Raw genomic sequence first — 25762 nt, forward strand, 5'->3', positions numbered from 1 at the left:
GAACCGCATGTCTACCAAGCAAAAAATCCGCATCCGCCTGAAGGCGTTTGATTACAAGCTGATCGACACCTCGGCCGCCGAAATCGTCGACACCGCCAAGCGCACCGGCGCGATCGTCAAGGGTCCCGTGCCCCTGCCGACCCGCATGAAGCGCTTCGACATCCTGCGTTCGCCGCACGTCAACAAGACCTCGCGCGACCAGCTGGAAATCCGTACCCACCAGCGTCTGATGGACATCGTCGACCCGACCGACAAAACGGTAGACGCCCTGATGAAGCTGGACCTTCCGGCCGGCGTGGACGTCGAAATCAAGCTGCAGTAAACGCTGCGCGCAGGTCTGGCGATGGTCGGGCTTGCACAAACAAAGCCCGCTGGTTATACTGGCGGGCTTTTCGGGCTTCTGGCCCTTAACCGCGTTCGTCTTTCGGTCATGCGACCGGTGGGCTGCGCACCATCAGCCCCGGCCAATTGCAGTCGGGAACGGAGAAAACAATGAGTCTTAGCAACTCCCTCGGGTTGTTGGGTCGCAAGGTGGGCATGATGCGTCTGTTCACCGATGACGGGGACGCAGTGCCTGTCACGGTGGTCGATGTGTCGAACAACCGTGTGACGCAAGTCAAAACCCAAGCCAACGATGGCTACGACGCGCTGCAGGTCACCTTTGGCCAGCGTCGCGCCTCCCGCGTTACCAAGCCCATCGCGGGCCACCTGGCCAAGGCTGGTGTCGAAGCGGGTGAGATCATCCAGGAATTCCGCGTTGCCGCCGATGTGGCTGCCCAGTACCAGCCAGGCGCTACCGTGGCCGCCAACGCCATCTTTGCCGCCGGCCAGAAGGTCGACGTGCAGGGCACTTCGATCGGTAAGGGCTACGCCGGCACCATCAAGCGCCACAACTTCAGCTCGCAGCGCGCGTCGCACGGCAACAGCCGTTCGCACAACGTGCCGGGCTCGATCTCCATGGCCCAGGATCCGGGTCGCGTGTTCCCGGGCAAAAAGATGACCGGTCACATGGGCGATCAGACCAAGACCATCCAGAACCTGGACATCTTCCGCGTCGACGAAGCCCGTCAGCTGCTGATGATCCGCGGTGCCGTGCCTGGCGCCAACGGCGGTTTCCTGACCGTCCGTCCCGCCGTCAAGGCCAAGAAGGGGGCTAACTGATGCAAGTTGAACTCCTGAACGACCAAGGTCAGGCCGCGTCCAAGCTGGACGTGCCCGAGACCGTCTTCGGCCGTGATTACAACGAGTCCCTGATTCACCAGCTCGTGGTGGCGTATCAGGCCAACGCCCGTCAAGGTACGCGTGCCCAGAAGGACCGTGAGCAGGTCAAGCACTCGACCAAGAAGCCGTTCAAGCAGAAGGGCACCGGCAACGCCCGTGCCGGTATGACTTCCTCGCCGCTGTGGCGCGGGGGCGGTCGCATCTTCCCGAACAGCCCGGACGAAAACTTCACCCAGAAGCTCAACAAGAAGATGTACCGCGCCGGCATGGCCTCCATCTTCTCGCAGCTGGTGCGTGAAGGCCGCCTGGCCGTGGTCGACTCCATCAAGGTGGACTCGCCCAAGACCAAGCAGCTCGCCGCCAAGTTCAAGGCCATGAACCTGAGCAACGTGCTGGTCATCGCCGAAGAAGTCGACGAGAACCTGTACCTGGCTTCGCGCAACCTGGCCAACGTGCTCGTGGTCGAGCCGCGCTACGCCGACCCGGTGTCGCTGGTGCACTACAAGAAGGTCATCGTCACCAAGGGTGCCATCGACCAGCTCAAGGAGATGTTCGCATGAGCGTCACGAAATACGATGAAGGTCGTCTGATGCAGGTGCTCGTGGCACCGATCGTGTCGGAAAAGGCCACTCAAGCCGCCGAGCAGTCCAATGCGGTGCTGTTCAAGGTGCTGCAGGACGCCACCAAGCCCGAAATCAAGGCCGCCGTTGAACTGATGTTCAAGGTCCAGGTCAAGGGCGTGTCCGTGCTCAACCAGAAGGGCAAGACCAAGCGCTTCGGCAAGACCGTGGGTCGCCGTGACCATGTGCGCAAGGCCTATGTCACGCTGGCCGAGGGTCAGGAACTCAACTTCGGTGGGGAGGCCTAATCATGGCAGTGATCAAGATGAAACCGACTTCGCCAGGCCGTCGCGGCATGGTGAAGGTCACGCGCGAGAACCTGCACAAGGGTTCGGGTTTCGCGCCGCTGCTGGAGCCCCAGCACCAGAAGTCCGGCCGCAACAACAACGGCCACATCACGGTTCGCCACAAGGGCGGCGGTGCCAAGCACCACTACCGCGTGGTCGACTTCCGTCGCAACAAGGACAACATCCCGGCCAAGGTCGAGCGCATCGAATACGACCCGAACCGCACGGCGCACATCGCGCTGCTGTGCTACGCCGATGGCGAGCGCCGCTACATCATCGCCCCGCGTGGCGTTGAAGTCGGTGCCACGCTGCTGTCCGGTTCCGAGTCGCCGATCCGCGTGGGCAACACCCTGCCGATCCGCAACATTCCGGTCGGTTCGACGATCCACTGCATCGAGCTGCAAGTCGGCAAAGGTGCCCAGATCGCCCGTTCCGCCGGTGCTTCCGCCGTGCTGCTGGCCCGCGAAGGCATCTACGCCCAGGTTCGCATGCGTTCGGGCGAAGTGCGCAAGATCCACGTGGATTGCCGCGCCACCATCGGTGAAGTCTCCAACACCGAACACAGCCTGCGCCAGATCGGCAAGGCCGGTATCAAGCGCCACATGGGCATCCGCCCGACCGTGCGTGGTACCGCCATGAACCCGATCGACCACCCGCACGGTGGTGGTGAAGGCAAGACCGGCGAAGGTCGTGCACCGGTGGATCCGTGGGGCAACCTGACCAAGGGTTACCGCACCCGCAACAACCGCCGCACGCAGAACATGATCGTGTCGCGTCGCAAGAAGTAAGGGGTTGACGAAATGACTCGTTCTCTCAAAAAAGGTCCCTTCGTTGACCACCACCTGATGGCCAAGGTCGAGAAGGCTGTGTCCACCAAGGACAAGAAGCCGGTCAAGACCTGGTCGCGCCGCTCCATGATCCTGCCCGAGTTCATCGGTCTGACGATCGCCGTGCACAACGGCAAGCAGCACGTGCCCGTGTACATCACCGACCAGATGGTGGGACACAAGCTCGGCGAGTTTTCGCTGACGCGCACGTTCAAAGGCCATCCGGCCGACAAGAAAGCCAAGAAGTAAGGACCAACCATGAGTACAGAAACCCGCTCCGTCGTTCGCGGCGTGCGCCTGTCGGTGGACAAAGGCCGTCTCGTGGCCGACCTGATTCGTGGCAAGAAGGTCGACCAGGCCCTGAACATCCTGTCGTTCACGCAGAAGAAGGCCGCTGGCATCGTCAAGAAAGCCCTTGACTCCGCCATCGCCAATGCCGAGCACAACGACGGCGCCGACATCGACGAACTGTTCGTCAAGTCGATCTACGTCGAGCAAGGCACCACGCTCAAGCGTTTTGCTGCCCGTGCCAAGGGCCGCGGCAACCGCATCAGCAAACCCACGTGTCACATCTACGTGACGGTTGGCAACTGAAGAGGCTAGAGGACATATGGGACAGAAAATCAACCCCACCGGCTTCCGCCTTGCAGTTTCCCGCAACTGGGCCAGCCGCTGGTACGCCTCCAATCGTGACTTCGCCGGCATGCTGGCCGAAGACATCAAGGTCCGCGAGTACCTCAAGGGCAAGCTAAAGAACGCCGCCGTTTCGCGCGTCGTGATCGAGCGCCCCGCCAAGAACGCCCGCATCACCATCTACTCGGCGCGTCCGGGCGTGGTGATCGGCAAGAAGGGTGAGGACATCGAGAAGCTGAAGAAGGATCTGGCCGCCAAGCTGGGCGTGCCGGTCGCTGTGAACATCGAAGAGGTGCGCAAGCCCGAAATCGATGCCAAGCTGATCGCCGACTCGATCACCCAGCAGCTCGAAAAGCGGATCATGTTCCGCCGCGCCATGAAGCGCGCCATGCAGAACGCCATGCGTCTGGGTGCCTTGGGCATCAAGATCATGTCTGCCGGCCGTCTGAACGGCATCGAAATCGCCCGCACCGAGTGGTACCGCGAAGGCCGTGTGCCGCTGCACACCCTGCGCGCAGACATCGATTACGGCACTTCGGAAGCCAAGACCACCTACGGCGTCATTGGCGTCAAGGTCTGGGTCTACAAGGGCGACACCCTGGGCCGCAACGACGCGCCTGTGGTGGAGACCCCGCGTCCGGAAGAGGAGCGCCGTCCCCGCGGTCCGCGCCGTGAGCGCCCGGCTGGCCCGGCTGCCCGCGCCGCCGTGCGCCGTGGTGGCAACGCCGCCCCGACCGATGGCTCCGACAAGCCCGCCGAGGCCACCGACAAACCCGCCGTTAAGCGCGTTCGCAAAGACGCACCCGCAGGGGCACCTGCGGACGGCAAAGGAGAATAAACATGCTGCAACCCGCTCGCCGCAAGTACCGTAAAGAGCAGAAAGGCCGCAACACGGGCGTCGCCACCAGCGGCGCCACCGTGGCCTTCGGTGATTTCGGTCTGAAGTCCACCGACCGCGGCCGCCTGACGGCCCGCCAGATCGAAGCCGCACGCCGTGCGATTTCCCGTCACGTCAAGCGTGGCGGCCGGATCTGGATCCGCGTGTTCCCGGACAAGCCGATCTCCCAGAAGCCTGCCGAAGTCCGTATGGGCAACGGCAAGGGTTCCGTGGAGTACTACGTGGCCGAAATCCAGCCCGGCAAGGTGCTGTATGAAATCGTGGGCGTGCCCGAGCAACTCGCTCGCGAAGCCTTTGCCCTGGCCGCCGCCAAACTTCCCCTGCGCACCACCTTTGTGGCGCGCATGCTGGGTCAGTGATTCAGGAGAACATAGATGAAAGCTGCTGAACTGCGCCAGAAGGATGTGGCCGGCCTGGAAGCCGAAGTGAAGTCTCTGCAAAAGGCCCATTTCGGCCTGCGCATGCAGAAGGCCACGCAACAACTCAACAACACCGCCACGCTGGGCGACACCCGCCGTTCCATCGCTCGCGCCAAGACCATCCTGGCCGAGAAGCAACGCGCCGCCGCCAAGTAAGGAGTGACGAAATGACGGAAGCCAAAACATCCCTCAAGCGCACCCTGATCGGCAAGGTGGTCAGTGACAAGCGCGCCAAGACCGTGACGGTTCTGGTCGAGCGCCGTGTGAAGCACGAGCTCTACGACAAGATCGTCGCCAAGTCGAGCAAGTACCACGCCCACGACGAAAAGGGTGAGTACAAGCTCGGCGACGTGATCGAGATCACCGAAAGCCGCCCGCTGTCCAAGACCAAGAACTGGGTGGCTACCCGCCTGGTTCAAAAGGCCGCCGTGGTGTAAGCCTGTTTGCGCCGATTCCTGCGCAAGCCCGGAAAGCGACCGAGAATCTCGGTCGCTTTTTTCATTTCCGGCCCACGGGTCACCACAGACGAGGAGAACACACCATGATTCAGGTAGGCGACAAGATTCCGGCCGTCACGCTGATGGAATACAGCGAAGTCGAGGGCAACGGCTGCAGCATCGGCCCTAACCCGGTGGACACGGCCACTGCCAGCGCCGGCAAGACCATTGCACTGTTCGCCCTGCCTGGCGCGTTCACGCCCACCTGCTCGGCCAAACATGTGCCGGGTTATGTGGAGCAGCACGACGCACTGAAGGCGGCCGGTGTGGACGAAATCTGGTGCGTGAGCGTCAACGATGCCTTCGTGATGGGCGCGTGGGCACGCGACCAGAAATCAGGCACCAAGGTGCGCATGCTTGCAGACGGCAGCGCCGATTTCGCCAAGGCGACCGGCCTGACGCTGGATCTGACCGCCCGGGGCATGGGCTTGCGCAGCAACCGGTACTCGATGCTCGTCAAGGACGGCGTCGTCAAGACACTGAATGTGGAAGGCCCGGGCAAGTTTGAGGTCAGCGACGCAGCGACGCTGCTGGCCCAGGCCCGCGGCTGAAGTTCAGGCGCCGCCCAGGGTCAGGGTGCGCAGATCCAGCTTGAGGTAGTGCGCGCCCGCCAGGGGGTTGTGGTAATAGGGCTCAGTCTCGACAAAGCCCACCTCCTGGTAGAGCGCGCGTGCTGCCTCCATGTCGGTCAGGGTGTCCAGCAGCATGGTCGTGTAGCCGGCTTGCTGGGCACCAGTAGTCACGGCATCCACCAGTTGCCGGCCCAGACCAAGCCCGCGGAAAGCCGGACGAACGAACAGGCGCTTCATCTCACACGCATTGAGATGGTCGCTGTTGGCCAGAGGCCTGAAGGCGCAGCAACCGGCCGGTGCGCCATCGACCTGTGCGAGGAACAGTCCACCGGACGGTTCGGCATAGTCGCCAGGCAAGGTCCGCAGTTCTTCTTCAAATCCCTGGAAACAGAGATCGATGCCGAGTCCTGCCTGGTAGTCCAGGAACAGCGAGCGGACCGCCGCCAGTTCTACCGCCGAGCGGGCGTGCATGAGAGACAGCTGGGCGGTGTGACGGGGGTCGGACATCGGCAGGATCGAGCGGTGCAGGCGAGCGGGCACTATACGACAGTGCCGGGCGTTGGCTGCTCGGGGCTCATCCCCAGCTGGTCTGACCCAGGCCGACGATCCAGTACACCGCAGCGCCACAGACCGCCCAGATCACCAACGCCAGCAGCCGCGATGCCGTGTTGTCCAGTGCGCTGGGCAGTGGTGCCATGACTTGCTTGTCACCCAGCACCATCGGTCTCACCAGGTTGTCTTTCTTGAACCACTTGTAGAACAGGATGGCCAGCACGTGCAGCGCGACCAGCGCGATGAGCAGCAGCTTGCCGATGGACTTGTGGTACCGGGTGGCCTGGCTCACCGTGTCGCCGGACACCAGGCTGACCAGTGGACCGGTGAACGCGATCTCATCGTCGGCGAACAGTCCCGTGCTCACCTGCAGCAGCAGCACCGCGAGCAATGCGAACACCGACAGCATGCCCAGGGGGTTGTGACCTGCGCGGTGTTCCGGCCGGCCGTTGCCTCGCAGGTAGGCCAACAGGGTTGCAGGGTGGTAGATGAAGCTGCTGAATCGGGACCAGTGTCCGCCGACAAAACCCCAGGCGATGCGAAACAGCAGCAGGCTCAGAACCACGTAGCCCAGGCGCCCGTGCCAGGTCATCCAGTTGCCTCCCACATTGGCGGTGATGACCAGACCGATGACGCAGAGGACCAGCGCCCAGTGAAACAGACGGGTTGGCAGATCCCAGACGCGGATGGTGTGCATGGTGAGGGCCAAGTGTTGACGCGAGGAACAGGTAGAGAAGATAAACCCTGACAGGTTCCTGCGGAACTTTTCCCCGTGCGGGAAGCTCCCGGCTCGGGTAGCCCCAGCGGCTGCACCTTCATCCATACAGTCAACCCTGCGCAGGAGTCCTCATGAAATTGCTTGCTTCACTCACGCTGGCCGCCGTGGTGTCCACACTGTCGGTGCCCGCGATGGCCCAGTTCCAGAAGCCGGAAGACGCCGTCAAGTACCGCAAGGCAGCGCTCACGGTGATGGCCGCTCACTTCGGACGCCTCGGTGCCATGGCCAGCGACAAGGCACCGTTCGACGCCAAGGTGGCGGCAGAGAACGCGGCGATTGTGGAGACCATGAGCAAGCTGCCCTGGGCCGGGTTCGTGGCCGGCTCCGAGAAGGGGGAAACCCGAGCCAAGCCGGAAATCTGGACCGACGGGGCCAAGTTCAAGAAGGCGTCGGAAGACATGATGGCGTCGGTCGCCCAGCTCAATGCGGCTGCCAAGACGGGCAATCTGGACAACCTGAAGAAAGCGTTCGGCGAATCTGCCAAGACTTGCAAGGCGTGCCACGACGCATTCCGCAAGGAGTGAGCGAGCACTTCATTGGCGCCTCAATAACTGAAATGGGCGGGCACCCCGTGAAGGTGTCCGCCCATTTCGTTGATGGCTCGGGTCTCGCTTGGTCAGCTCTTGGCGAGCAGGTCCTCGATCAGGTTGTGCAGCGCGGCAAAGTCGGGCTCGCCGACGAAGCGCTTGACGATGCGCCCCTGCTTGTCGACCAGGTAGGTGGTCGGGGTCAGCTTCACGTCGCCCCAGTTCTTGGCGAGTTCGCCGGTGTTGTCCAGCGCCACCTTGAACGGTAGCTGGCGCGACTGGGCGTAGTTGGCCACCCAGGCCGGCTGGTCGTAGCTCATGGCGACGGCGATGGTTTCGTACCCTTTGTCCTTGTATTTCTGGTGGGTGCTGACCAGCGAGGGCATCTCCTTGACACAGGTGACGCAGGTGGTGGCCCAGAAGTTGACCAGGGTCACCTTGCCCTTGAGGTCCGCGGTGGTGGTGGTGCTGCCGTCCAGCAGCACGAAACTGGAGGCAGGCGCCTCGTCACCGGAGGCGCAGCCGGACAGGCCAAGCGCACCGGCAACCAGAAGGGCGGCGAGCGAGCGGCGGCGGGAGAACAAAGTGGAGATCATGGGCGCAGGGGGAATTTCGGATTGGCCGAGGTCTGATCGTCCAATTGTCCCGGAGTTCATTCCGATCCCGCAACCGTTTCAGCGCAAACGGGCGCGAGCCTGCTGCAGGCGGGCATCGAGGTACTCCCCGTAAAAATCCGGAACCGCCACGCCGACCAGCCGCTCCGCCAGGTCTTCTCCCTTGGCGCCCAGGAACAGCACGGTGGGCGCGAAACGGGCTTTCCAGGCCTTGGCCTGTTCGGCGGGCGTGGTCATCGAGCCGTCGAATCCCTGCAGGTTGCTGGTGCGGTCGCGGACGTCGAGCTGGACGGCATGCAACTGCCCCTGCCTCAGCATGGGCAGCAGGTGGTGGTTGCGCACCAGGTCGCAGTACGGACAGCCGGCGAGGGTGGTCATCACGACCAGCGGTTCGCCACGCGCCACCGCCGCCAGGGCGCTGCCTCGCAGCGAAGTCGGGGTGGGGAGGGCGGATGAATGGCCGGGGGTGTTCATGGAAAACTCAGGGGAGTATGTTGGCGCGCCTCGGAAGATACCGCGATTGCGGCATTCCTCCAACCGTGTCGGATGCTCCGGGCCGTTTGCGGATGCAGATACCATCCGGGGCTTTCCCAGGGCCTTGAGCCCTCCATGGTGGCATCACTCTGCCGCGCCTTCCGGAGACTCCTTTGTTGCACCCTTTGCGCGCCGCTGGCCTGGCGGCGCTGCTGGCCCTTGGGGCCTGCAGTCCCACGTTCAACTGGCGTGAGTGGCCGGTCGCTGGCACGCCCTTGCGTGCGCTGATGCCCTGCAAGCCGGAGAGTGCGAGCCGGCCGGTGCCGATGCTGGGGACGCCGGTGGAACTGCACATGCAGGCCTGCGAGACCGGTGGCATGCGGTTCGCCCTGGCCTGGGCCGACGTGGGCAGGGCCGACCAGGTGCCCGCCGCGCTGGCGGCCTGGCGTGTGGCGAGCCTCCAGACGCTCCGGGTGCCTGCGGCTTCGCCGGACGATCCAGGTCTGGCCTGGTCGGTCGGGGTCAAGGGCGCGCCGCAGGCACAGGGCGTGCAGGCCCGGGGCACCGATCCCCAGGGGCAGCCGGTGGTCATGCAGGCCGCGTATTTCGCCCGCGGCACACAGGTGTTCCAGGCCGCGGTCTATGGCGCCCGGCTGGATGAAGGGGCTCGCGAAGCCTTTTTCGCCGGGCTGAGCCTCGCGCAGCCATGAGAAGCACCGGGACCGAGTCGGGTAACCACCTCTTGCCGCCACTGGTGGCGGTTTCGGTGTTTCTGGCCTTCGCGCTGACGTACTTCCTGTCGGCGCTGATCCGTGCGGTCACCGCCACGCTGTCGCCGGTGCTCAGTGCCGAACTGTCGCTGCAGGCGAGCGACCTCGGGTTGCTGGCCGGTGGGTACTTCTTCGGCTTCGCCCTGACCCAGCTGCCCCTGGGCTCGTGGCTGGACCGATTCGGCCCGCGGCAGGTGATCCTGGCCTTCCTGGGGGTGGCGGTGGCGGGCTGTGCGGCCTTTGCCATGGCCACCAGCTTTTCAGGTTTGCTGGCCGCCCGCGTGCTCACCGGCATGGGCGTGAGCGCCTGCCTCATGGCGCCACTCACCGGCTACCGCCGCTGGCTGCAGCCGGCCACGCAACTGCGTGCCAACTCCTGGATGCTGATGACCGGGTCCATGGGCATGGTGGCGTCCACCCTGCCGGTGCAGTGGCTGATGCCGATGCTGGGATGGCGCGGGCTGTTCTGGTCGCTGGCAGCACTGGTGCTGCTGTCCATGTTGGTGCTGGCGGCGCTGGTGCCGCGCTGGCACAAGGAGCCCTCATCCGTGGTGGCTGCGCCCGAAGCGTCGGGCTACGGTGCGATCTGGCGCCACCCGTACTTCCGGCAGATGGCGCCCATCGGCTTCATCAACTACGGCGGCATGGTGGCAGTGCAGACCCTGTGGGCGGGTCCCTGGATGGTGCAGGTGGCCGGCTACACGCCGCAGCGCGCGGCCGTCGGGCTGTTCGGGATCAACCTGTGCATGCTGCTGAGCTTCTGGCTGTGGGGCATGGTCAACCCCCATCTGTCGCGGCGGGGCATCCCGGCCGAGCGGCTGATCGCCTGGGGTCTGCCCCTGAGCTTCGTGGTGCTGGCGGCCATTGTGGTGCTCGGGCCCCGTGCCGGCTGGCCCTTGTGGGCCGCGTTCTGTGTGGGCAGCACCTTCGTTTCTCTGTCGCAGCCCGCCGTGGCGCTGGCGCTGCCTGCGGCGGCGGCCGGGCGCGCGCTGTCGGCCTACAACCTGGTGATCTTTGCCGGCGTGTTCCTGGTGCAGTGGGCGATCGGCGGACTGGTGGACGCCTTCGCGCTGCTGGGCTGGGACACTGTGGCGCGCTTTCGGGGCGCGATCGCGGTGTTCGGGCTGTGCTGCGTGTCGGCCTATGGGGTTTTCCTGTTCGGATACCGGCGCCAGCGCGCAGCCCCCGGGGGATAAACTCCGAACGATGAACGGCATCCTCATCGTTGCGCACGCGCCGCTGGCTTCGGCCCTGCGGGCCTGCGTGCTGCACGTGTTTCCCGACAGCGCCAGCGCGGTGTCGGCCCTGGATGTCATGCCCAATGCCCCCCCGGAGGAGTCGCTGGCCCAGGCGCGCATCCTCATGCGACAGCTGGACACGCCGCAGACGCTGGTGCTGACCGACGTGTTCGGTGCCACGCCCTGCAACGTGGCGCACAAGCTGGTCGACGGTGTGCGCTCCAAGCTGATCGCCGGCGTGAATCTGCCGATGCTGCTGCGCACCGTGTCGTACCGGCACGAGTCGCTGGACGCGCTGGTCTCGCGCGCCATGGTGGGGGCCACGCAGGGTGTGATCCAGGTGGCCGTGACGGCACCACAGAATCAGGCGAGAAGAACCACACATGATCAAGACCACCGCGACCATCAGCAATAAGCTGGGCCTGCACGCCCGCGCTTCGGCCAAGCTCACCAAGCTGGCCGGCAGCCACCAGTGCGAGGTGTGGATGTCCAAGGGGGACCGCCGCATCAACGCCAAGAGCATCATGGGCGTCATGATGCTGGCCGCCGGGGTGGGCAGCCAGGTCGAAATCGAGACCAGCGGCCCGGACGAGCAGGCCGCGATGGATGCCATCGTGGCGCTGATCAACGACAAGTTCGGGGAAGGCGAGTGAGCTTCACCGTCCACGGTCTGGCGGTCTCCCGGGGCATTGCCATCGGGAGGGCGGTGATCGTGGCGTCCAGCCGCATCGACGTCGCCCACTACTTCGTCAAGCCTGATCAGGTTGAGGCCGAGATCCAGCGCCTGCGGCGGGCCCGCAACGGTGTGGTCGAGGAGATCGAGAAGGTCCAGGCCAGCCTGGATGAGCTGGGTTCACAAGACGCGCACCCGGAGCTGAGCGCGCTGCTGGATGTGCACCTGATGCTGCTGCAGGACGAGCAGCTCACCAGCGGCGTCAAGCACTGGATCACCGAGCGCCACTACAACGCCGAGTGGGCGCTGACCACCCAGCTGGAGGTGATCGCGCGCCAGTTCGACGAGATGGAGGACCCTTATCTGCGCGAGCGCAAGGCCGACCTAGAGCAGGTGGTCGAACGCATGCTGCGCATGATGCGCGGTGTGGCTTCGCCCGTCGCCGCGCCACTGCCTCCCGCGGACGAGGGCGAGCCCAACGGTACCCTCTTCGATCCCTCGGTCGACGTTCCCCTGGTGCTGATCGCGCACGACCTGTCGCCGGCCGACATGCTGCAGTTCAAGCAGAGCGTGTTCGCCGGCTTCGTCACCGACGTGGGCGGCAAGACCAGCCACACCGCCATCGTCGCGCGCAGCATGGACATCCCCGCGGTGGTCGGGGCGCGCTCGGCCAGTCACCTGATCAACCAGGACGACTGGGTCATCATCGATGGCGACGCCGGTGTGGTGATCGTCGACCCGTCGCCCATCCTGATGGCCGAGTACGGCTTCAAGCAGCGCCAGGGCGAGGTCGAGCGCGAGCGGCTCTCGCGTCTGAAGAACACCCCGGCCGTGACGCTGGATGGCCAGAAGATCGAGTTGCTGGCCAACATCGAGCAGCCCGAGGACGCCGCCGCGGCGCTCAAGGCCGGCGCCGTCGGTGTGGGGCTGTTCCGCACCGAGTTCCTGTTCATGGGGCGCAACGGCAAGCTGCCCGACGAGGAGGAGCAGTACGCCGCCTACCGCCGGGCTGTCGAAGGCATGCAGGGCCTGCCGGTCACGATCCGCACGGTCGACGTCGGCGCCGACAAGCCGCTGGACCGCACCCCGGTGCGCGCCGGCGAGGACCACCTCAACCCGGCGCTGGGCCTGCGCGCGATCCGCTGGAGCCTGGCCGACCCGGCGATGTTCCTGGCGCAGCTGCGCGCCATCCTGCGGGCGGCGGCGCTCGGCCCGATCAATTTGCTGGTGCCCATGCTGGCCCACGCCAGCGAGATCCGCCAGACGCTGGCGCTGGTCGACAAAGCGCGGGCACAGCTCGACGCCCTGGGGGTGGTTCACGGCCCGGTGCGGCTAGGCGCCATGATTGAGGTGCCTGCCGCGGCGCTGACGATCCCGCTGTTCCTGCGCCACTTCGATTTTCTCTCCATCGGCACCAACGACCTGATCCAGTACACCCTGGCGATCGATCGCGCCGACGAGGCGGTGGCGCACCTCTACGACCCGGTGCACCCGGCGGTGCTGCATCTGGTGGCCAACACCATCGCGCAGGCCCGTGCGCAGGGCAAGGGCGTGAGCGTGTGCGGCGAGATGGCGGGCGATGTCGGCATGACGCGCCTGCTGCTCGGGCTGGGCTTGCGCAGTTTTTCGATGCACCCCACGCAGATCCTGGCCGTCAAACAGCAGATTCTGCGCTGCGACACCAGCAAGCTGGCGGCATGGGCGCAGAGCGTGCTGGCGGCCGAAGATCCGGCCGCGCTGATGGCCGACTGACCCCTCAGGCCGCCGGCCGCCGCGTGGCCAGCACCGCCGCGCCAATGATCAGGGCCGCGGCCATCCCGACCGACAGACTCGGTGCCTCGCCGCGCACCCACAGCAGGGTCAGCGTCGACAGCAGCGGGGTGAGAAAACTGAGCACACCGATCTGCCGCGCGTCGCCGCGCTTGAGCGCCGCGTCCCACAGGAAAAAGGCACCGCCCAGCGGCCCGAGACCGAGCAGGGTGATCAGCGTCCAGTCCTGCGCGGTCAGCGACACCGCCGGTTCCATGAGCGCGTGGCACAGCAGCGACAGCAGGCCCGACACCAGGGCGAAGCTGCCGATGGCGGCGGTCGGAAACGGCGCCACACGCTTGGTCAGCAGCGAGTAGCTGGACCAGATGAAGGCCGAGCCGGCGGCGGGGAGGTAGCCCCACGCCCAGATGGCATCGGCCGTGCCGCTGCGTCCGAGGATGGCCAGTGCGGCACCTCCGAAACCCAGCAGGGCGGCCAGGATGTGGCGTCCGGTGAGCGTCGTCCCGGGCAGAAACAGGGGCGCCATCACGACGATGCCCAGCGGCCACAGGTAGTTCACCAGGTTGGCCTGCACTGGGGGTGCATGGCGCAGCGCGATGAAGAGCAGGAAGTGGAAGCCGAACAGGCCGTACACGCCCAGGGCCAGCGTGGCCGGCGGCACCCGCCAGCGACGCCAGTCGAAGCGCGAGAGCGGCAGGGCGATCAGGCTGCCGATCAGCAGCGACAGGCCGGTCAGCAGGAAGGGCGGGACGTGGGACAGCGCCACGCCCAGCGCGGCCAGAGAGCCCCAGAGGGCGACGGCGCCCAGCGCGAGCAGGTTGGCACTCATTGGCTCACGCCTTTCCGACCGGTTGCTTGATCAGGGACAAGGTCAGGGACATGGGACTTATTTGATACTGCATGGGGTATTAATCTTTCACAGGACCTGCACGTGAGCACTTTCAATCACAACGACCTGATGCGCGACATCAATGCCAGTCTGGCGCCGTTCCGCAAGAGCCAGGGCACCGCCATGGCTGGCTTCGGACAGCTGGCCAAGGCGGCCATCACCGACGGCGCGCTCAGTGCCAAACACAAGGAGCTGGTGGCGCTGGCGATCGCCGTCACCCAGCGCTGTTCGGGCTGCATCGGCTTTCACGTCAAGGCGCTGGTGCAACTGGGTTGCACGCGCGCCGAACTGGAAGAGATGCTGTCCGTCTGCGTCTACATGGGCGGCGGTCCGGCGCTGATGTATGCGGCCGAGGCCATCGCCGCCTGGGAGAAGATGGCGCCTCAGGACCTGCACGCGAGAGCTTAGTCAGGCTGTCGTCGCGCGGCGCGGGTCAATCGTCGGCGTTCGAGGGTGTCGGCTCGCCTTGCTTCCGCAGCGCCGCGGTGAGGGCGGACGGGGAGCGGTAGCCGCAGCGCCGGGCGACCTCGGCCACGGGCAGTCCTTGCGCGCGCAAGTGCCGCGCGCGGTCCAGCCGCAGGTTACGCAGCCAGGCCATGGGGCTCTGGCCGAGTTCCTGCTGGCAGCGTTCGGTGAACTGGGCCGGGCTGAGATGGGTGCGCGTGGCCAGATCGGCCACCGACAGCCGTTCGTCAACTGCCTTCAGCGCCCAGGCCTGAAGACTCTGCCAGTCGATGGCGCGCCGGGTGCGTCTGGGCAGCGCGGGCGGCGCCCAGGCTTCCAGCAGCAATGCCGGCCCCAGCTGGCGGGCCCGAACCAGACCCGATGCGCAGGCCGACGCCAGGTAGCGAGCCAGCGGCAAGGTGTCCGGCAGGGGGGCGCTGCGGTCCAGCCGGGTCCAGCCCATGTTGGAAGAGTCCAGCACCAGGCAGCGGGCGCCCCGGGTCGATTCAAAGTCGTGCCGCAGGCCTGGCGCAATCACCACCCCGTCGCCAGTGCCGACACGTCGCCCGCGGCCGTCGACCTCCAGCTCCAGCCAGCCCTCCAGACCCAGCAGGATCTGGAAGTGGTCGTGCGCATGGCTACCCGGCGAGGCGCCGTAGTGGCGCACCGACAGAGCGTCGTGCGCGGCGGCCACTTCAGGTCCTGGGGTTGTTCAGCACGTCGTGCGCCTGCTGGTCGGCGTGGTAGCTGGACCGAACCATGGCGCCGACGGCGGCGTGGGTGAAGCCCATCTCGTAGGCCTTTTCCTCGAACATCTTGAAGGTGTCGGGGTGCACGTAGCGGCGCACCGGCAGGTGGTGCCCGCTGGGCGCCAGGTACTGGCCGATGGTGAGCATGTCGATGTCGTGCGCGCGCATGTCGCGCATGACGTCCAGGATCTCTTCGTCGGTCTCGCCCAGGCCGACCATCAGACCGCTCTTGGTGGGAATGCCGGGAAAGCGCTGCTTGAACTTCTTGAGCAGGTTCAGGCTGAACTGGTAGTCCGAGCCCGGGCGCGCTTCCTTGTACAGGCGCGGCACGGTCTCCAGGTTGTGGTTGAGCACGTCGGGCAGGCCGGCCGCCATGATGTCCAGCGCCTTTTCGTCGCGACCGCGGAAGTCGGGCACCAGCACCTCGATCTGTGTGCCGGGAGAGAGCTCGCGGGTGCGCTGGATGCAGGCCACGTAGTGGCCCGCACCGCCATCGCGCAGGTCGTCGCGGTCCACACTGGTGATCACCACGTACTTGAGCTTGAGCTGGGCGATGGTTTTGGCCAGGTTCTCCGGCTCGTCCACGTCCAGTGGATCGGGGCGTCCATGGCCGACATCGCAGAACGGGCAGCGGCGCGTGCACTTGTCGCCCATGATCATGAAGGTCGCCGTGCCCTTGCCGAAACACTCGCCGATGTTGGGGCAGCTCGCCTCCTCGCACACCGTTACCAGCTTGTTGCTGCGCAGGATGTCCTTGATTTCATAGAAGCGCGTGGTCGGCGAACCGGCCTTGACGCGGATCCACTCCGGCTTCTTGAGCACCTCGGCCGGCACGATCTTGATCGGGATGCGCGCCGTCTTCGCCTGGCTCTTCTGCTTGGCGGTGGCGTCGTACTGGGCGGCGGGCTGGGCTTCGCGGACGGTGTGAGCGTCGGCCGCGGGGGTGTCGGGGCGGGTCATGGCAGGGGCGCGGTCGGCGCGCGTTGGTGGTCAGGGGCCGAGAAGGGCGCCGAGCTGGTTGCTCAGCACCCTGGCCGCTTCATCCCATGAAACGGCAACCCCTATTGTAGAAAGGTCGACCGTCTGCAGGCCTGCATAACCACATGGGTTGATGCGCCAGAAGGGCTGCAGGTCCATGGTCACGTTCAGAGCGACACCGTGGTAGGTGCAGTGCCGGCTGACCTTGATGCCCAGCGCCGCAATCTTGCCCAGGCCGGTGAAATCGGGTTCTGGGGCTGGTGAACCTTGCGTGCGTTTCTGCGGCCGCTGCGGCAAAGGGGTATGGCCGGTTGGGTCGCCCAGCCGCACGTAGATGCCGGGGGCGCCCGCAACACGGTGGCCAGTCACACCGAAGTGGGCCAGCGTGCGGATCACCGCCTCTTCGATGCGGTAGACGTACTCCTTCACGAAGTAGCCCGCGCGCTGCAGATCGATCAGCGGATAGGCGACGACCTGGCCAGGGCCGTGGTAGGTCACCTGGCCACCGCGGTTGGTCTTGACGACCGGAATGTCGCCCGGCGCCAGCAGGTGGTCATCCCTGCCCGCCAGGCCTTGCGTGAACACGGGTGGGTGCTCGCAGATCCACAACTCGTCGGGTGTCTGTGCCGACCGCGATTCGGTGAAGGCCACCATGGCGTCGAAGGTGGGCGCGTAGTCCACGCGCCCCAGCGGTCGGACGATCATGAACGGATCAGAGGACGACCTTGACCATGGGGTGGGTGGTCAGGGTGCGGTACACCTCGTCCAGCTGCTCCCGGCTGGTGACGTACACCGTGAGCGTCAGGCCCAGGTAGTTGCCGGCCTTGCTCGGACGGTGTTCGATCGTGGCCTCGTCGAAGCCGGGGTCGAAGGCTTGCGCCACCGCAACCATGGCCGAGACATAGCCCTCGACGTTGGCCCCCATCACCTTGATAGGAAATCGGCAGGGGTACTCGATGAGCGACTGTTCTGGCGGAATGTCTCGTGGCAGGTCCATGGGGCGTGCGCAGCACGGGCTCGGCCCTGGCTGCATCAAAGTGAGAATTTTTCAGATCGTCCTTCGGCGCATGTGCTGGCGGGCACGGGGCCAGCAGAGGTCTGCCCGAGGGACGCGCACCATTATGGTCGCGCGCGTCAAGTCCTTGGTCAGCGCAGAACGATTGACGTTGGTTTGGGGTTTCTACGTATAATGAGAGGCTTTGCGAACCTTCGCACACCTGTAAACCGTTTGTAATCTGCCATGCCGACAATGCCCGGGCCCGACAAAGACGGGCAGCCATTGCCGGCCGATCAGACAGAGGCCAAATCGGGGCACGGATGGGAAGATGGGGAGCAAGAACCCGAATTCAAGCCACTGACGCGTGAACAGGCGCATCAGTGGCGCGCTGGTCAGCCGGAACTATCTGTCTGGCGTCTGGTGGGGGTGCAGGTGCTGGTGGGGGCGATGTCGGGGTTGCTGGTCTGGCTGTTTTTGCGCCAGATGTCGCTGGCTCTGTCGGTGCTCTACGGCGCGGCTTCGGTGTTCATTCCGACGGCATTGATGGCCTACGGTCTGACCTCCAGTGCGTTGTCCCGTCTGATGCCGGGACATTCGCGGGCCACGTTCGCTGGCTTCCTGTTGTGGGAAGGGGTCAAGGTGTTGCTGGTGGTGGCCATGCTGTGGTCGGCGCCGGCGCTGGTCCCTGATCTCAGTTGGCTGGGTTTGCTGGCCGGGTTGGTTTTGACGCTGAAGGTGTACTGGTTTGGGCTGTGGTTCCAAACCAGGCGCCCACATTAATTTCCGTTGATTGGTGCAACGAACATGGCTGCTGAAGGTATCGGTCCTACCCCTGGCGAGTACATCCGCCACCACCTGACCCATCTGACGAACCACAAGCAAGGGTTCATCGTTGACTTCTCGGTGATCAACATCGACTCCGTGGTTTTCAGTTCGGTGCTGGGCGCCTTTGTCTGCTTCATGCTGTGGCTGGCGGCGCGCAAGGCGCATGCGGGCGTGCCGGGGCGCTTTCAGGCCGCAGTGGAGATGCTGGTCGAGATGGTCGACAGCCAGGCCAAGGGTGTGATCCACAACGCCAACAGCCGCAAGCTGGTCGCCCCGCTGGCGCTGACCGTGTTCTGCTGGATCTTCATGATGAACTTCATGGACATGCTGCCGGTGGACTTGCTGCCCCGCCTGTGGACCGAGTACTACGCAGCGACCGGCCACGATCCTCATCACGCCTACCTTCGGGTAGTGCCGACCGCCGATCTGTCGACCACGCTGGGTCTGTCCGTCTCTGTGCTGCTGATGTGCCTGTTCTACAACATCAAGATCAAGGGTCTGGGTGGCTGGGCGCACGAGTTGGTGACGGCTCCCTTTGGTACTTCCAAGAATCCTGTTTGGGCACTGCTGCTGGGCGTGACCAACTTCCTGATGCAAATGATCGAGTTCGTGGCGAAGACGGTTTCGCACGGCATGCGGTTGTTTGGCAACATGTTCGCGGGTGAACTGGTGTTCATGCTGATTGCGCTGCTGGGTGGTTTCGCCGCCTTCTCGCTCTCGGGTGGACTTTTCTTCGTCGGACACTTGATCGCAGGCACGGTGTGGACCTTGTTCCACATTCTGGTCATCACCTTGCAGGCGTTCATTTTCATGATGCTGGCCCTGATTTATCTGGGTCAAGCGCATGACGCTCACTAAGTTGCGCGGTTTCACCTCGCTCTCTAGTTCTTTCGGTTCCTTCCTTTCTTTTCAACTCTCAATCTCTTAAGGAGTCATCATGGAAAACGTTCTGGGTCTGGTTGCTCTGGCTTGCGGTCTCATCGTCGGCCTGGGTGCCATTGGCGCCTCTATCGGTATCGCCCTGATGGGTGGCAAGTTCCTGGAATCCTCCGCTCGTCAACCCGAGCTGATGAACGACCTGCAGACCAAGATGTTCATTCTGGCCGGTCTGATCGACGCCGCCTTCCTGATCGGCGTGGCCATCGCTCTGCTGTTCGCCTTCGCCAACCCCTTCCAGCTGGCTGCTTAATGGGTCTTGCTGCCGTGCGCGGCGGCATGCGGTGGGGCGATGAACATCGTCCCCTCCTTCCGGATGTCGTCGGTGCCGCAGCAATTGCGTCTCCACTCCCGTTCACACACAGAAAGGCGTTGCGATGAACATCAATGCAACCCTCTTTGCGCAGGCCATCGTCTTTGCGATCCTGGTGTGGTTCACGATGAAGTTCGTGTGGCCCCCGATTGCCAAGGCGCTCGATGAGCGTGCGTTGAAGATTTCCGAAGGTCTGGCCGCTTCCGAGAAGGCCAAGTCCGAACTGGCCGTGGCCAACAAGCGTGTCGAGGCTGAGCTGAGCCAGTCCCGCAACGAGGCAGCCACCCGTCTGGCCGACGCCGAGCGCCGTGCACAGACTGTGATCGAGGAAGCCAAGGCCCGTGCGACGGAAGAGGCTGCCAAGATCGTCGCCGCCGCCCGTCAGGAAGCCGAGCAGCAGGTCGTCAAGGCCCGTGAAGCCCTGCGCGAGGAAGTCGCCGCGCTGGCCGTCAAGGGTGCCGAGCAGATTCTCAAGCGCGAAGTCAACGCCGGTGTTCACGCCGAGTTGCTGGGTCGCCTGAAGACCGAGCTCTGACCCCAGGCCCACGTTCCGATTGAACCCCGGCATACGAAGGTAGAACATGGCCGAAATCGCCACCATTGCCCGTCCCTACGCTGACGCCCTGTTCAAGGCCGCTGGCGTCGATGCTGCGGGCGTTGCCTCTTGGCTCGACGAGTTGGCTGCTGTTGCTGGTAACGAGCAGCTGCGCCAGTTCGCCGAAGCGCCTCAGTCTTCGCCGACCCAGGTGTTCGACGTCATCACCGGCGTGCTCAAGAACGCGCTGCCGGAGATGGGCCAGAACTTCCTGCGCACGGTGATCGAGAATGGTCGCGTCGCGGCGCTGCCTGAAATCGCTGCCCAGTTCCGCGTGCTCAAGAACGCCCAGCAGGGCCGCTTTGATGCCGTGGTCTACAGCGCCTTCGACATCGAACCGTCTGCTCTGGCCGAGTTGTCGGGTGTGCTGGAGAAGCGCTTCGGGCGCCAGCTCAACCTGCAAGTCCAATTGCAGCCTGAGCTCATCGGTGGCGTGCGTGTGGTGGTGGGTGACGAAGTGCTGGACACCTCCATCAAGGCCCGCCTGGAACAAATGAAAGTAGCGCTGACGGCTTGAAGCCGTCTGCCCCGCCGCTCGGACGCGACCTCATCCCAATTAACGAAAGAAGGAAAGAGTCATGCAGCTCAATCCCGCCGAAATTTCTGAACTGATCAAATCCCGCATCCAGGGTCTAGGCGCGTCCAGCGATGTGCGCAACCAGGGCACCGTGGTGTCCGTCACCGACGGTATCGTTCGCATCCACGGCCTGTCGGACGTGATGCAGGGCGAAATGCTGGAATTCCCGGCCAACAAGGACGGCGTGCCTTCCTTCGGTCTGGCCCTGAACCTCGAGCGCGACTCCGTCGGCGCCGTGATTCTGGGTGAGTACGAGCACATCTCCGAAGGCGACACCGTCAAGTGCACGGGCCGCATCCTGGAAGTGCCGGTGGGTCCCGAGTTGGTGGGCCGCGTGGTCAACGCCCTGGGTCAGCCGATCGACGGCAAGGGCCCCATCAACGCCAAGATGACGGACGTGATCGAGAAGGTCGCTCCCGGCGTGATCGCACGCAAGTCGGTGGACCAGCCGGTGCAGACCGGTCTGAAGTCGATCGACTCGATGGTGCCCGTCGGCCGTGGCCAGCGCGAGCTGATCATTGGCGACCGCCAGACCGGCAAGACCGCCGTGGCGATCGATGCGATCATCAACCAGAAGGGTCAGAACATGACCTGTGTGTACGTCGCCATCGGCCAGAAGGCGTCGTCCATCAAGAACGTGGTGCGCGCCCTGGAACAGGCCGGCGCCATGGAGTACACCATCGTGGTCGCCGCCTCGGCTTCCGAGTCCGCCGCCATGCAGTACCTGTCGGCCTACTCCGGCTGCACCATGGGCGAGTACTTCCGCGACCGCGGCCAGGACGCCCTGATCGTGTACGACGACCTGTCCAAGCAGGCCGTGGCCTATCGCCAGGTCTCGCTGCTGCTGCGCCGTCCGCCGGGCCGCGAAGCCTACCCCGGCGACGTGTTCTACCTGCACAGCCGCCTGCTGGAGCGCGCCGCCCGCGTGAACGCCGACTACGTCGAAGCTTTCACCAAGGGTGAAGTCAAGGGCAAGACGGGTTCGCTGACCGCACTGCCGATCATCGAAACGCAGGCCGGCGACGTGTCCGCTTTCGTGCCGACCAACGTGATCTCGATCACCGACGGCCAGATCTTCCTGGAAACCAACCTGTTCAACGCCGGTATCCGTCCCGCCATCAACGCCGGTATCTCGGTGTCGCGCGTCGGTGGTGCAGCCCAGACCAAGCTGATCAAGTCGCTGTCCGGCGGTATCCGTACCGACCTGGCCCAGTACCGCGAGCTGGCTGCGTTTGCGCAGTTCGCTTCCGACCTGGACGAAGCCACCCGCAAGCAGCTGGACCGCGGCGCCCGCGTGACCGAACTGCTCAAGCAGGCCCAGTACAGCCCGCTGCCCATCAGCCTGATGGCCGCTTCGCTGTTCGCGGTGAACAAGGGCTTCATGGACGACATCGATGTCAAGAAGGTGCTGGCCTTCGAAGGCGGTCTGCACGCTTTCCTGAAAGACAAGCACGCTGCGCTGGTGGCCAAGCTCGACAACGACAAGGCCATGGACAAGGACGCTGAAGCCCAGCTGCTCGCCGCCATCGCCGATTTCAAGAAGACCGGTACCTACTGAACCGTCCATTGACGAGCTAAGGAGCAGCAATGGCAGCAGGCAAGGAAATTCGCGGCAAGATCAAATCGGTGGAAAACACCAAGAAGATCACCAAAGCCATGGAAATGGTGGCCGCTTCCAAGATGCGCAAGGCGCAGGACCGCATGCGTGCGGCCCGGCCTTACGCCGAAAAGGTGCGCCAGATCGCTGGCAACCTGAGCAAGGCCAACCCCGAGTACACGCACCCCTTCATGGAGACCAACGACGCCAAGACCGCCGGTTTTGTCGTCGTGACCACCGACAAGGGCCTGTGCGGTGGCATGAACACCAACGTGCTTCGCGCGCTGACCAACCAGCTCAAGGACTTCCAGGGCCGGGGCGTTGGCGCGGAAGCCGTGGCCATCGGCAACAAAGGCCTGGGTTTCCTCAACCGCATCGGTGCGAAAGTGGTCTCCAGCGCCGTCGGCCTGGGCGATACCCCCCACCTGGACAAGCTGATCGGCCCGGTGAAGGTGCTGCTGGACGCGTACACCGAAGGTCGCATCAACTCGGTTCACGTGTGCTACACCCGCTTCATCAACACGATGAAGCAGGAAGCCGTGATCGAGCAGCTGCTGCCTCTGTCGGCCGCTGACCTGCAGGAAGGCAACAAGGGTCGTGACTGGGACTACGTCTACGAACCCGACGCGGCCACCGTCATCGACGAGCTGCTGTTGCGCTACATCGAAGCCCAGGTCTACCAAGCTGTGGCGGAAAACATGGCGTCCGAGCAGTCGGCCCGCATGGTGGCCATGAAGGCTGCCACCGACAACGCCGGTAACGTCATCAGCGAACTCAAGCTGGTCTACAACAAGACCCGCCAGGCCGGCATCACGAAAGAGCTGTCGGAAATCGTGGCCGGCGCTGCGGCGGTCTGACCCCGGCGCTCAACTGAAATCTAGAGAAACTCAAAGGTACACATCATGTCTCAAGCACAAGGCAAGATTGTTCAGTGCATCGGCGCCGTCGTGGACGTGGAATTCCCCCGCGACCAGATGCCGCGCGTTTACGACGCCCTGAAGATGGAAGGTTCCGCACTGACGCTGGAAGTCCAGCAGCAGCTCGGCGACGGCGTGGTCCGCACGATTGCACTGGGTTCGTCCGACGGTCTGCGCCGCGGCATGGTGGTCACCAACACCAACGCCAACATCACCGTGCCGGTGGGCAAGGCCACCCTGGGCCGCATCATGGACGTGCTGGGCCAGCCCATCGACGAGCGCGGCCCGGTCGACCAGAGCCTGACCGCTCCCATCCACCGCAAGGCCCCGGCCTACGACGAACTGTCCCCCTCGCAAGAGCTGCTCGAAACCGGCATCAAGGTGATCGACTTGGTCTGCCCGTTCGCCAAGGGTGGCAAGGTGGGTCTGTTCGGTGGTGCCGGTGTGGGCAAGACCGTGAACATGATGGAGCTCATCAACAACATCGCCAAGGCGCACAGCGGTCTGTCCGTGTTCGCTGGCGTGGGTGAGCGCACCCGTGAGGGCAACGACTTCTATCACGAGATGGCCGACTCCGGCGTCGTGAACCTCGAGAACCTGGCTGAATCGAAAGTGGCCATGGTCTACGGCCAGATGAACGAGCCCCCGGGCAACCGTCTGCGCGTGGCCCTGACCGGTCTGACCATCGCCGAGTCCTTCCGTGACGAAGGCCGTGACGTGCTGTTCTTCGTGGACAACATCTACCGCTACACCCTGGCCGGTACCGAAGTGTCCGCCCTGCTGGGTCGCATGCCGTCCGCCGTGGGCTACCAGCCGACGCTGGCCGAAGAAATGGGCCGCCTGCAAGAGCGGATCACGTCGACCAAGGTCGGCTCGATCACCTCCATCCAGGCCGTGTACGTGCCGGCCGATGACTTGACAGACCCGTCGCCCGCCACGACCTTCGCCCACTTGGACTCCACCGTTGTGCTGTCCCGTGACATCGCTGCGCTGGGTATCTACCCCGCCGTGGATCCGCTGGACTCCACCAGCCGCCAGCTGGACCCGCTGGTCGTGGGTCAGGACCACTACGAAACCGCACGCGCCGTGCAGGGCACGCTGCAGCGCTACAAGGAACTGCGCGACATCATCGCCATCCTGGGCATGGACGAACTCGCGCCGGAAGACAAGCTGGCCGTGGCACGCGCCCGCAAGATCCAGCGTTTCCTGTCGCAGCCGTTCCACGTCGCTGAAGTGTTCACCGGCTCGCCCGGCAAGTACGTGCCGCTGTCCGAAACCATCCGCGGCTTCAAGATGATCACCGCCGGTGAGTGCGACCACCTGCCCGAGCAGGCCTTCTACATGGTCGGCACCATCGACGAGGCCTTCGAGAAGGCGAAGAAGGTCGCCTGATGGCGCAGGGCGCCGCCCGCCGGCGCCCGCCCACCGAGTCACCTTTTCCCTTTTCACAGGAGTCAATATGAGCACCATCCACGTCGATGTGGTCAGCGCCGAAGAGTCCATCTTCTCCGGCGAGGCCAAGTTCGTGGCCCTGCCGGGTGAGGCGGGTGAACTGGGCATCCTGCCCGGCCACATTCCGCTGATCACACGCATCAAGCCCGGTGCCGTGCGCATCGAAAAAGCCGACGGCGGCGAAGAGTTCGTGTTCGTGGCCGGCGGCATTCTGGAAGTTCAGCCCAACTGCGTGACCGTGCTGTCGGACACCGCCATCCGCGGCCACGACCTGGACGAGGCCAAGGCGAGCGAGGCCCGCAAGGCCGCCGAAGAGGCTGTCAAGAACGCCAAGAGCGACATTGATCTGGCCAAAGCCACCTCGGAGCTGGCGGTCATGGCGGCGCAGATCGCGGCGCTGCGCAAGTACCGTCAGAAAAAGTGATCTGCCCCGCGGACGCCTCATGAAGAAAACCGGCATCAGCCGGTTTTTTTTTGCCGCCCTGTGGCCTGTCGGGGATGCTGGTGAAATCATCTCCACTCTGACCTCCGGACACCCATGCCCATGCCCTCGATTTCCGAACGACCGGACCTGCCGCCTCAAGAGGTGGCCGCCCGCCTGCTCGTCACGCCTTCGGCCCTGGATGACCTGAAGCTGGCCGATGCAAAGCGGGTGGTGGGTTACATGAAACCGCAGCTGATTTCCGCGGGTACGGTCTTCATCCACGAGGGGGAGCTGCGCGGCAACGACTACATGATGCTGATCCTGGAAGGCGATATTTCGGTCGAGAGCGAGATGCCCGGCGCCGATGGCAGCATGGTGGTCAACGTGATCGGTCCGGGGCATCTGATCGGTGAAATGGGGGTGCTGGACGGCTCGCCACGGTCGGCGACCTGCGCAGCCATCACCGATGTGGCGGCCGCCGTGCTGTCCCGGGCTGCATTGCGGCGCCTGCTCAAGGCCGACCCGGCGGTCGGGGCCCGCCTCTTGCTCGCGATCTCCAAACGCATGGCCGACCGCCTGCGCGAGACCACGCGCAAGCTGCGCACCTTCGCTCAGATGAACAAGGCCCTGCAGCAGGAGCTGCAGGTGGTGATGAACAGCCGCACCGGCCGCGGCGGCCGCAGTTCCGGGGAAGGCTGA

38 protein-coding genes are annotated in these 25762 nt (G+C 64.7%); 29 read left to right on the forward strand and 9 right to left on the reverse strand.

The features are described 5' to 3' along the window. Positions 1-7: 7 nt before the first annotated feature. The 12 genes from rpsJ to HPF_RS02100 all read left to right on the forward strand — a co-directional run bounded on the left by rpsJ (position 8) and on the right by HPF_RS02100 (position 5953). On the forward strand, positions 8-322 hold the full coding sequence (gene rpsJ / locus HPF_RS02045; protein WP_066157716.1) for a 30S ribosomal protein S10: 315 nt from the start codon (positions 8-10) through the stop codon (positions 320-322). A 170-nt stretch (positions 323-492) separates the two neighbouring features. Continuing rightward, a complete protein-coding gene (gene rplC, locus HPF_RS02050) occupies positions 493-1161 on the forward strand; it encodes a 50S ribosomal protein L3 (RefSeq protein ID WP_066157714.1) in 669 nt (222 codons plus the stop codon). Beyond that, entirely contained in the window at positions 1161-1781 is a 621-nt protein-coding gene (gene rplD / locus HPF_RS02055; RefSeq protein ID WP_066157712.1) for a 50S ribosomal protein L4, read from the forward strand. The genes rplC and rplD overlap by 1 nt, the downstream gene beginning before the upstream one ends. Continuing rightward, the gene (gene rplW, locus HPF_RS02060; RefSeq protein WP_066157709.1) at positions 1778-2089 is read left to right on the forward strand and encodes a 50S ribosomal protein L23; all 312 of its coding nucleotides are present in this window, start codon (positions 1778-1780) and stop codon (positions 2087-2089) included. Before rplD ends, rplW begins: the two co-directional genes overlap by 4 nt. Positions 2090-2091: 2 nt before the next feature. Then, positions 2092-2916 (forward strand): 50S ribosomal protein L2, encoded by an 825-nt coding sequence (gene rplB / locus HPF_RS02065; RefSeq protein ID WP_066157707.1) that lies wholly within the window; start codon positions 2092-2094, stop codon positions 2914-2916. A 12-nt stretch (positions 2917-2928) separates the two neighbouring features. Further along, complete coding sequence (gene rpsS, locus HPF_RS02070) at positions 2929-3204, forward strand: 30S ribosomal protein S19 (RefSeq protein WP_066157704.1); 276 nt, start codon at positions 2929-2931, stop codon at positions 3202-3204. A 9-nt stretch (positions 3205-3213) separates the two neighbouring features. After that, on the forward strand, positions 3214-3549 hold the full coding sequence (gene rplV, locus HPF_RS02075) for a 50S ribosomal protein L22 (protein ID WP_066157701.1): 336 nt from the start codon (positions 3214-3216) through the stop codon (positions 3547-3549). 16 nt (positions 3550-3565) lie between these two features. After that, a complete protein-coding gene (gene rpsC, locus HPF_RS02080) occupies positions 3566-4426 on the forward strand; it encodes a 30S ribosomal protein S3 (protein ID WP_066157699.1) in 861 nt (286 codons plus the stop codon). Between the two features lie 2 nt (positions 4427-4428). Further along, on the forward strand, positions 4429-4845 hold the full coding sequence (gene rplP / locus HPF_RS02085) for a 50S ribosomal protein L16 (RefSeq protein WP_066157696.1): 417 nt from the start codon (positions 4429-4431) through the stop codon (positions 4843-4845). Positions 4846-4860: 15 nt separating this feature from the next. Next, complete coding sequence (rpmC, locus tag HPF_RS02090; RefSeq protein WP_066157692.1) at positions 4861-5061, forward strand: 50S ribosomal protein L29; 201 nt, start codon at positions 4861-4863, stop codon at positions 5059-5061. 11 nt (positions 5062-5072) lie between these two features. Next, the gene (rpsQ, locus tag HPF_RS02095; RefSeq protein WP_066157687.1) at positions 5073-5342 is read left to right on the forward strand and encodes a 30S ribosomal protein S17; all 270 of its coding nucleotides are present in this window, start codon (positions 5073-5075) and stop codon (positions 5340-5342) included. Positions 5343-5446: 104 nt separating this feature from the next. Next, positions 5447-5953, forward strand: a complete 507-nt coding sequence (locus HPF_RS02100; protein WP_066157683.1) for a peroxiredoxin — start codon at positions 5447-5449, stop codon at positions 5951-5953. A 3-nt stretch (positions 5954-5956) separates the two neighbouring features. Here HPF_RS02100 and HPF_RS02105 read toward each other — a convergent pair whose 3' ends face one another. Both HPF_RS02105 and HPF_RS02110 read right to left on the reverse strand, forming a co-directional pair. Continuing rightward, the gene (locus tag HPF_RS02105) at positions 5957-6481 is read right to left on the reverse strand and encodes a GNAT family N-acetyltransferase (protein WP_133155618.1); all 525 of its coding nucleotides are present in this window, start codon (positions 6479-6481) and stop codon (positions 5957-5959) included. Positions 6482-6548: 67 nt separating this feature from the next. Continuing rightward, complete coding sequence (locus tag HPF_RS02110) at positions 6549-7223, reverse strand: cytochrome b/b6 domain-containing protein (protein WP_133155619.1); 675 nt, start codon at positions 7221-7223, stop codon at positions 6549-6551. Between the two features lie 152 nt (positions 7224-7375). Between HPF_RS02110 and HPF_RS02115 the strand changes: the two genes are divergently transcribed. Then, on the forward strand, positions 7376-7828 hold the full coding sequence (locus HPF_RS02115) for a c-type cytochrome (RefSeq protein ID WP_066157677.1): 453 nt from the start codon (positions 7376-7378) through the stop codon (positions 7826-7828). Positions 7829-7920: 92 nt separating this feature from the next. On the opposite strand, the gene HPF_RS02120 is transcribed toward HPF_RS02115, so the two are convergent. Together HPF_RS02120 and HPF_RS02125 are read right to left on the reverse strand one after the other, a co-directional pair. Further along, positions 7921-8427 carry a TlpA family protein disulfide reductase gene (locus tag HPF_RS02120; RefSeq protein ID WP_066157676.1) on the reverse strand — a complete coding sequence of 169 codons (507 nt, stop codon included), beginning with the start codon at positions 8425-8427 and terminating at the stop codon, positions 7921-7923. 78 nt (positions 8428-8505) lie between these two features. After that, positions 8506-8919, reverse strand: a complete 414-nt coding sequence (locus HPF_RS02125; protein ID WP_066157673.1) for a thioredoxin fold domain-containing protein — start codon at positions 8917-8919, stop codon at positions 8506-8508. A 173-nt stretch (positions 8920-9092) separates the two neighbouring features. Between HPF_RS02125 and HPF_RS02130 the strand changes: the two genes are divergently transcribed. The 5 genes from HPF_RS02130 to ptsP are packed head-to-tail and all read left to right on the forward strand — an operon-like array spanning position 9093 to position 13352. Next, positions 9093-9629 (forward strand): hypothetical protein, encoded by a 537-nt coding sequence (locus HPF_RS02130; protein WP_127806510.1) that lies wholly within the window; start codon positions 9093-9095, stop codon positions 9627-9629. Further along, on the forward strand, positions 9626-10885 hold the full coding sequence (locus HPF_RS02135; protein WP_133155620.1) for an MFS transporter: 1260 nt from the start codon (positions 9626-9628) through the stop codon (positions 10883-10885). Before HPF_RS02130 ends, HPF_RS02135 begins: the two co-directional genes overlap by 4 nt. A 10-nt stretch (positions 10886-10895) precedes the next feature. Further along, positions 10896-11342, forward strand: a complete 447-nt coding sequence (locus HPF_RS02140) for a PTS sugar transporter subunit IIA (RefSeq protein ID WP_133155621.1) — start codon at positions 10896-10898, stop codon at positions 11340-11342. Then, positions 11311-11580, forward strand: coding sequence for an HPr family phosphocarrier protein (locus tag HPF_RS02145; RefSeq protein ID WP_066157661.1), 270 nt, complete (start codon positions 11311-11313; stop codon positions 11578-11580). The genes HPF_RS02140 and HPF_RS02145 overlap by 32 nt, the downstream gene beginning before the upstream one ends. Next, complete coding sequence (ptsP, locus tag HPF_RS02150) at positions 11577-13352, forward strand: phosphoenolpyruvate--protein phosphotransferase (protein WP_133155622.1); 1776 nt, start codon at positions 11577-11579, stop codon at positions 13350-13352. Before HPF_RS02145 ends, ptsP begins: the two co-directional genes overlap by 4 nt. Before the next feature lie 4 nt (positions 13353-13356). On the opposite strand, the gene HPF_RS02155 is transcribed toward ptsP, so the two are convergent. Further along, positions 13357-14199, reverse strand: coding sequence for a DMT family transporter (locus tag HPF_RS02155; protein ID WP_133155623.1), 843 nt, complete (start codon positions 14197-14199; stop codon positions 13357-13359). Positions 14200-14301: 102 nt separating this feature from the next. Here HPF_RS02155 and HPF_RS02160 point away from each other — a divergent pair, with 102 nt between their 5' ends. After that, on the forward strand, positions 14302-14667 hold the full coding sequence (locus HPF_RS02160; protein ID WP_133155624.1) for a carboxymuconolactone decarboxylase family protein: 366 nt from the start codon (positions 14302-14304) through the stop codon (positions 14665-14667). A gap of 25 nt (positions 14668-14692) precedes the next feature. Here HPF_RS02160 and HPF_RS02165 read toward each other — a convergent pair whose 3' ends face one another. Genes HPF_RS02165 through HPF_RS02180 form a run of 4 tightly spaced genes read right to left on the reverse strand, consistent with a single transcriptional unit; the run spans position 14693 to position 17427 of the window. Then, positions 14693-15397, reverse strand: coding sequence for an AraC family transcriptional regulator (locus tag HPF_RS02165; RefSeq protein ID WP_127806505.1), 705 nt, complete (start codon positions 15395-15397; stop codon positions 14693-14695). Position 15398: 1 nt separating this feature from the next. Further along, on the reverse strand, positions 15399-16412 hold the full coding sequence (lipA, locus tag HPF_RS02170) for a lipoyl synthase (protein WP_066157646.1): 1014 nt from the start codon (positions 16410-16412) through the stop codon (positions 15399-15401). 30 nt (positions 16413-16442) lie between these two features. Then, positions 16443-17135: a lipoyl(octanoyl) transferase LipB gene (gene lipB / locus HPF_RS02175; protein ID WP_133155625.1), complete on the reverse strand. Its 693-nt coding sequence runs from the start codon at positions 17133-17135 to the stop codon at positions 16443-16445. A gap of 7 nt (positions 17136-17142) precedes the next feature. Beyond that, entirely contained in the window at positions 17143-17427 is a 285-nt protein-coding gene (locus tag HPF_RS02180; RefSeq protein WP_066157640.1) for a YbeD family protein, read from the reverse strand. A gap of 243 nt (positions 17428-17670) precedes the next feature. Between HPF_RS02180 and HPF_RS02185 the strand changes: the two genes are divergently transcribed. The 10 genes from HPF_RS02185 (at position 17671) to HPF_RS02230 (ending at position 25762) form a co-directional block, all read left to right on the forward strand. After that, positions 17671-18207, forward strand: coding sequence for an ATP synthase subunit I (locus tag HPF_RS02185; RefSeq protein WP_243721663.1), 537 nt, complete (start codon positions 17671-17673; stop codon positions 18205-18207). Between the two features lie 24 nt (positions 18208-18231). Beyond that, positions 18232-19110, forward strand: a complete 879-nt coding sequence (atpB, locus tag HPF_RS02190) for a F0F1 ATP synthase subunit A (protein WP_066157634.1) — start codon at positions 18232-18234, stop codon at positions 19108-19110. Positions 19111-19189: 79 nt separating this feature from the next. After that, positions 19190-19441, forward strand: coding sequence for a F0F1 ATP synthase subunit C (gene atpE / locus HPF_RS02195; RefSeq protein WP_066157632.1), 252 nt, complete (start codon positions 19190-19192; stop codon positions 19439-19441). Between the two features lie 124 nt (positions 19442-19565). After that, positions 19566-20036, forward strand: coding sequence for a F0F1 ATP synthase subunit B (locus tag HPF_RS02200; protein ID WP_066157630.1), 471 nt, complete (start codon positions 19566-19568; stop codon positions 20034-20036). Between the two features lie 46 nt (positions 20037-20082). After that, positions 20083-20613 (forward strand): F0F1 ATP synthase subunit delta, encoded by a 531-nt coding sequence (locus HPF_RS02205; RefSeq protein ID WP_133155626.1) that lies wholly within the window; start codon positions 20083-20085, stop codon positions 20611-20613. A gap of 61 nt (positions 20614-20674) precedes the next feature. After that, on the forward strand, positions 20675-22231 hold the full coding sequence (gene atpA, locus HPF_RS02210) for a F0F1 ATP synthase subunit alpha (protein ID WP_066157623.1): 1557 nt from the start codon (positions 20675-20677) through the stop codon (positions 22229-22231). Between the two features lie 29 nt (positions 22232-22260). Beyond that, entirely contained in the window at positions 22261-23127 is an 867-nt protein-coding gene (atpG, locus tag HPF_RS02215) for a F0F1 ATP synthase subunit gamma (protein ID WP_066157621.1), read from the forward strand. 45 nt (positions 23128-23172) lie between these two features. Then, the gene (gene atpD / locus HPF_RS02220) at positions 23173-24579 is read left to right on the forward strand and encodes a F0F1 ATP synthase subunit beta (protein WP_066157619.1); all 1407 of its coding nucleotides are present in this window, start codon (positions 23173-23175) and stop codon (positions 24577-24579) included. 67 nt (positions 24580-24646) lie between these two features. After that, positions 24647-25063: a F0F1 ATP synthase subunit epsilon gene (locus HPF_RS02225; RefSeq protein ID WP_066157615.1), complete on the forward strand. Its 417-nt coding sequence runs from the start codon at positions 24647-24649 to the stop codon at positions 25061-25063. Between the two features lie 120 nt (positions 25064-25183). Next, positions 25184-25762, forward strand: a complete 579-nt coding sequence (locus tag HPF_RS02230) for a Crp/Fnr family transcriptional regulator (protein ID WP_079364725.1) — start codon at positions 25184-25186, stop codon at positions 25760-25762.

The organism is Hydrogenophaga pseudoflava, assembly GCF_004353865.1.
GTDB classification, from domain to species: domain Bacteria; phylum Pseudomonadota; class Gammaproteobacteria; order Burkholderiales; family Burkholderiaceae_C; genus Hydrogenophaga; species Hydrogenophaga pseudoflava.

Bases quoted from the DNA above. Each gene is read 5' to 3' on its own strand.
- HPF_RS02105 (WP_133155618.1), bottom strand. From the start codon at position 6,481: ATGTCCGACCCCCGTCACACCGCCCAGCTGTCTCTCATGCACGCCCGC.
- rplB (WP_066157707.1), top strand. From the start codon at position 2,092: ATGGCAGTGATCAAGATGAAACCGACTTCGCCAGGCCGTCGCGGCATG.
- HPF_RS02225 (WP_066157615.1), top strand. From the start codon at position 24,647: ATGAGCACCATCCACGTCGATGTGGTCAGCGCCGAAGAGTCCATCTTC.
- HPF_RS02230 (WP_079364725.1), top strand. From the start codon at position 25,184: ATGCCCTCGATTTCCGAACGACCGGACCTGCCGCCTCAAGAGGTGGCC.
- HPF_RS02180 (WP_066157640.1), bottom strand. From the start codon at position 17,427: ATGGACCTGCCACGAGACATTCCGCCAGAACAGTCGCTCATCGAGTAC.
- atpG (WP_066157621.1), top strand. From the start codon at position 22,261: ATGGCAGCAGGCAAGGAAATTCGCGGCAAGATCAAATCGGTGGAAAAC.
- HPF_RS02115 (WP_066157677.1), top strand. From the start codon at position 7,376: ATGAAATTGCTTGCTTCACTCACGCTGGCCGCCGTGGTGTCCACACTG.
- HPF_RS02205 (WP_133155626.1), top strand. From the start codon at position 20,083: ATGGCCGAAATCGCCACCATTGCCCGTCCCTACGCTGACGCCCTGTTC.
- HPF_RS02155 (WP_133155623.1), bottom strand. From the start codon at position 14,199: ATGAGTGCCAACCTGCTCGCGCTGGGCGCCGTCGCCCTCTGGGGCTCT.
- atpD (WP_066157619.1), top strand. From the start codon at position 23,173: ATGTCTCAAGCACAAGGCAAGATTGTTCAGTGCATCGGCGCCGTCGTG.
- HPF_RS02140 (WP_133155621.1), top strand. From the start codon at position 10,896: ATGAACGGCATCCTCATCGTTGCGCACGCGCCGCTGGCTTCGGCCCTG.
- rpsC (WP_066157699.1), top strand. From the start codon at position 3,566: ATGGGACAGAAAATCAACCCCACCGGCTTCCGCCTTGCAGTTTCCCGC.
- HPF_RS02200 (WP_066157630.1), top strand. From the start codon at position 19,566: ATGAACATCAATGCAACCCTCTTTGCGCAGGCCATCGTCTTTGCGATC.
- rplP (WP_066157696.1), top strand. From the start codon at position 4,429: ATGCTGCAACCCGCTCGCCGCAAGTACCGTAAAGAGCAGAAAGGCCGC.
- atpE (WP_066157632.1), top strand. From the start codon at position 19,190: ATGGAAAACGTTCTGGGTCTGGTTGCTCTGGCTTGCGGTCTCATCGTC.
- atpA (WP_066157623.1), top strand. From the start codon at position 20,675: ATGCAGCTCAATCCCGCCGAAATTTCTGAACTGATCAAATCCCGCATC.
- rpsJ (WP_066157716.1), top strand. From the start codon at position 8: ATGTCTACCAAGCAAAAAATCCGCATCCGCCTGAAGGCGTTTGATTAC.
- lipA (WP_066157646.1), bottom strand. From the start codon at position 16,412: ATGACCCGCCCCGACACCCCCGCGGCCGACGCTCACACCGTCCGCGAA.
- atpB (WP_066157634.1), top strand. From the start codon at position 18,232: ATGGCTGCTGAAGGTATCGGTCCTACCCCTGGCGAGTACATCCGCCAC.
- HPF_RS02100 (WP_066157683.1), top strand. From the start codon at position 5,447: ATGATTCAGGTAGGCGACAAGATTCCGGCCGTCACGCTGATGGAATAC.
- HPF_RS02120 (WP_066157676.1), bottom strand. From the start codon at position 8,427: ATGATCTCCACTTTGTTCTCCCGCCGCCGCTCGCTCGCCGCCCTTCTG.
- rplC (WP_066157714.1), top strand. From the start codon at position 493: ATGAGTCTTAGCAACTCCCTCGGGTTGTTGGGTCGCAAGGTGGGCATG.
- rplV (WP_066157701.1), top strand. From the start codon at position 3,214: ATGAGTACAGAAACCCGCTCCGTCGTTCGCGGCGTGCGCCTGTCGGTG.
- HPF_RS02125 (WP_066157673.1), bottom strand. From the start codon at position 8,919: ATGAACACCCCCGGCCATTCATCCGCCCTCCCCACCCCGACTTCGCTG.
- HPF_RS02135 (WP_133155620.1), top strand. From the start codon at position 9,626: ATGAGAAGCACCGGGACCGAGTCGGGTAACCACCTCTTGCCGCCACTG.
- rpmC (WP_066157692.1), top strand. From the start codon at position 4,861: ATGAAAGCTGCTGAACTGCGCCAGAAGGATGTGGCCGGCCTGGAAGCC.
- rpsS (WP_066157704.1), top strand. From the start codon at position 2,929: ATGACTCGTTCTCTCAAAAAAGGTCCCTTCGTTGACCACCACCTGATG.
- HPF_RS02145 (WP_066157661.1), top strand. From the start codon at position 11,311: ATGATCAAGACCACCGCGACCATCAGCAATAAGCTGGGCCTGCACGCC.
- HPF_RS02110 (WP_133155619.1), bottom strand. From the start codon at position 7,223: ATGCACACCATCCGCGTCTGGGATCTGCCAACCCGTCTGTTTCACTGG.
- rplD (WP_066157712.1), top strand. From the start codon at position 1,161: ATGCAAGTTGAACTCCTGAACGACCAAGGTCAGGCCGCGTCCAAGCTG.
- HPF_RS02185 (WP_243721663.1), top strand. From the start codon at position 17,671: ATGCCGACAATGCCCGGGCCCGACAAAGACGGGCAGCCATTGCCGGCC.
- rplW (WP_066157709.1), top strand. From the start codon at position 1,778: ATGAGCGTCACGAAATACGATGAAGGTCGTCTGATGCAGGTGCTCGTG.
- rpsQ (WP_066157687.1), top strand. From the start codon at position 5,073: ATGACGGAAGCCAAAACATCCCTCAAGCGCACCCTGATCGGCAAGGTG.
- lipB (WP_133155625.1), bottom strand. From the start codon at position 17,135: ATGATCGTCCGACCGCTGGGGCGCGTGGACTACGCGCCCACCTTCGAC.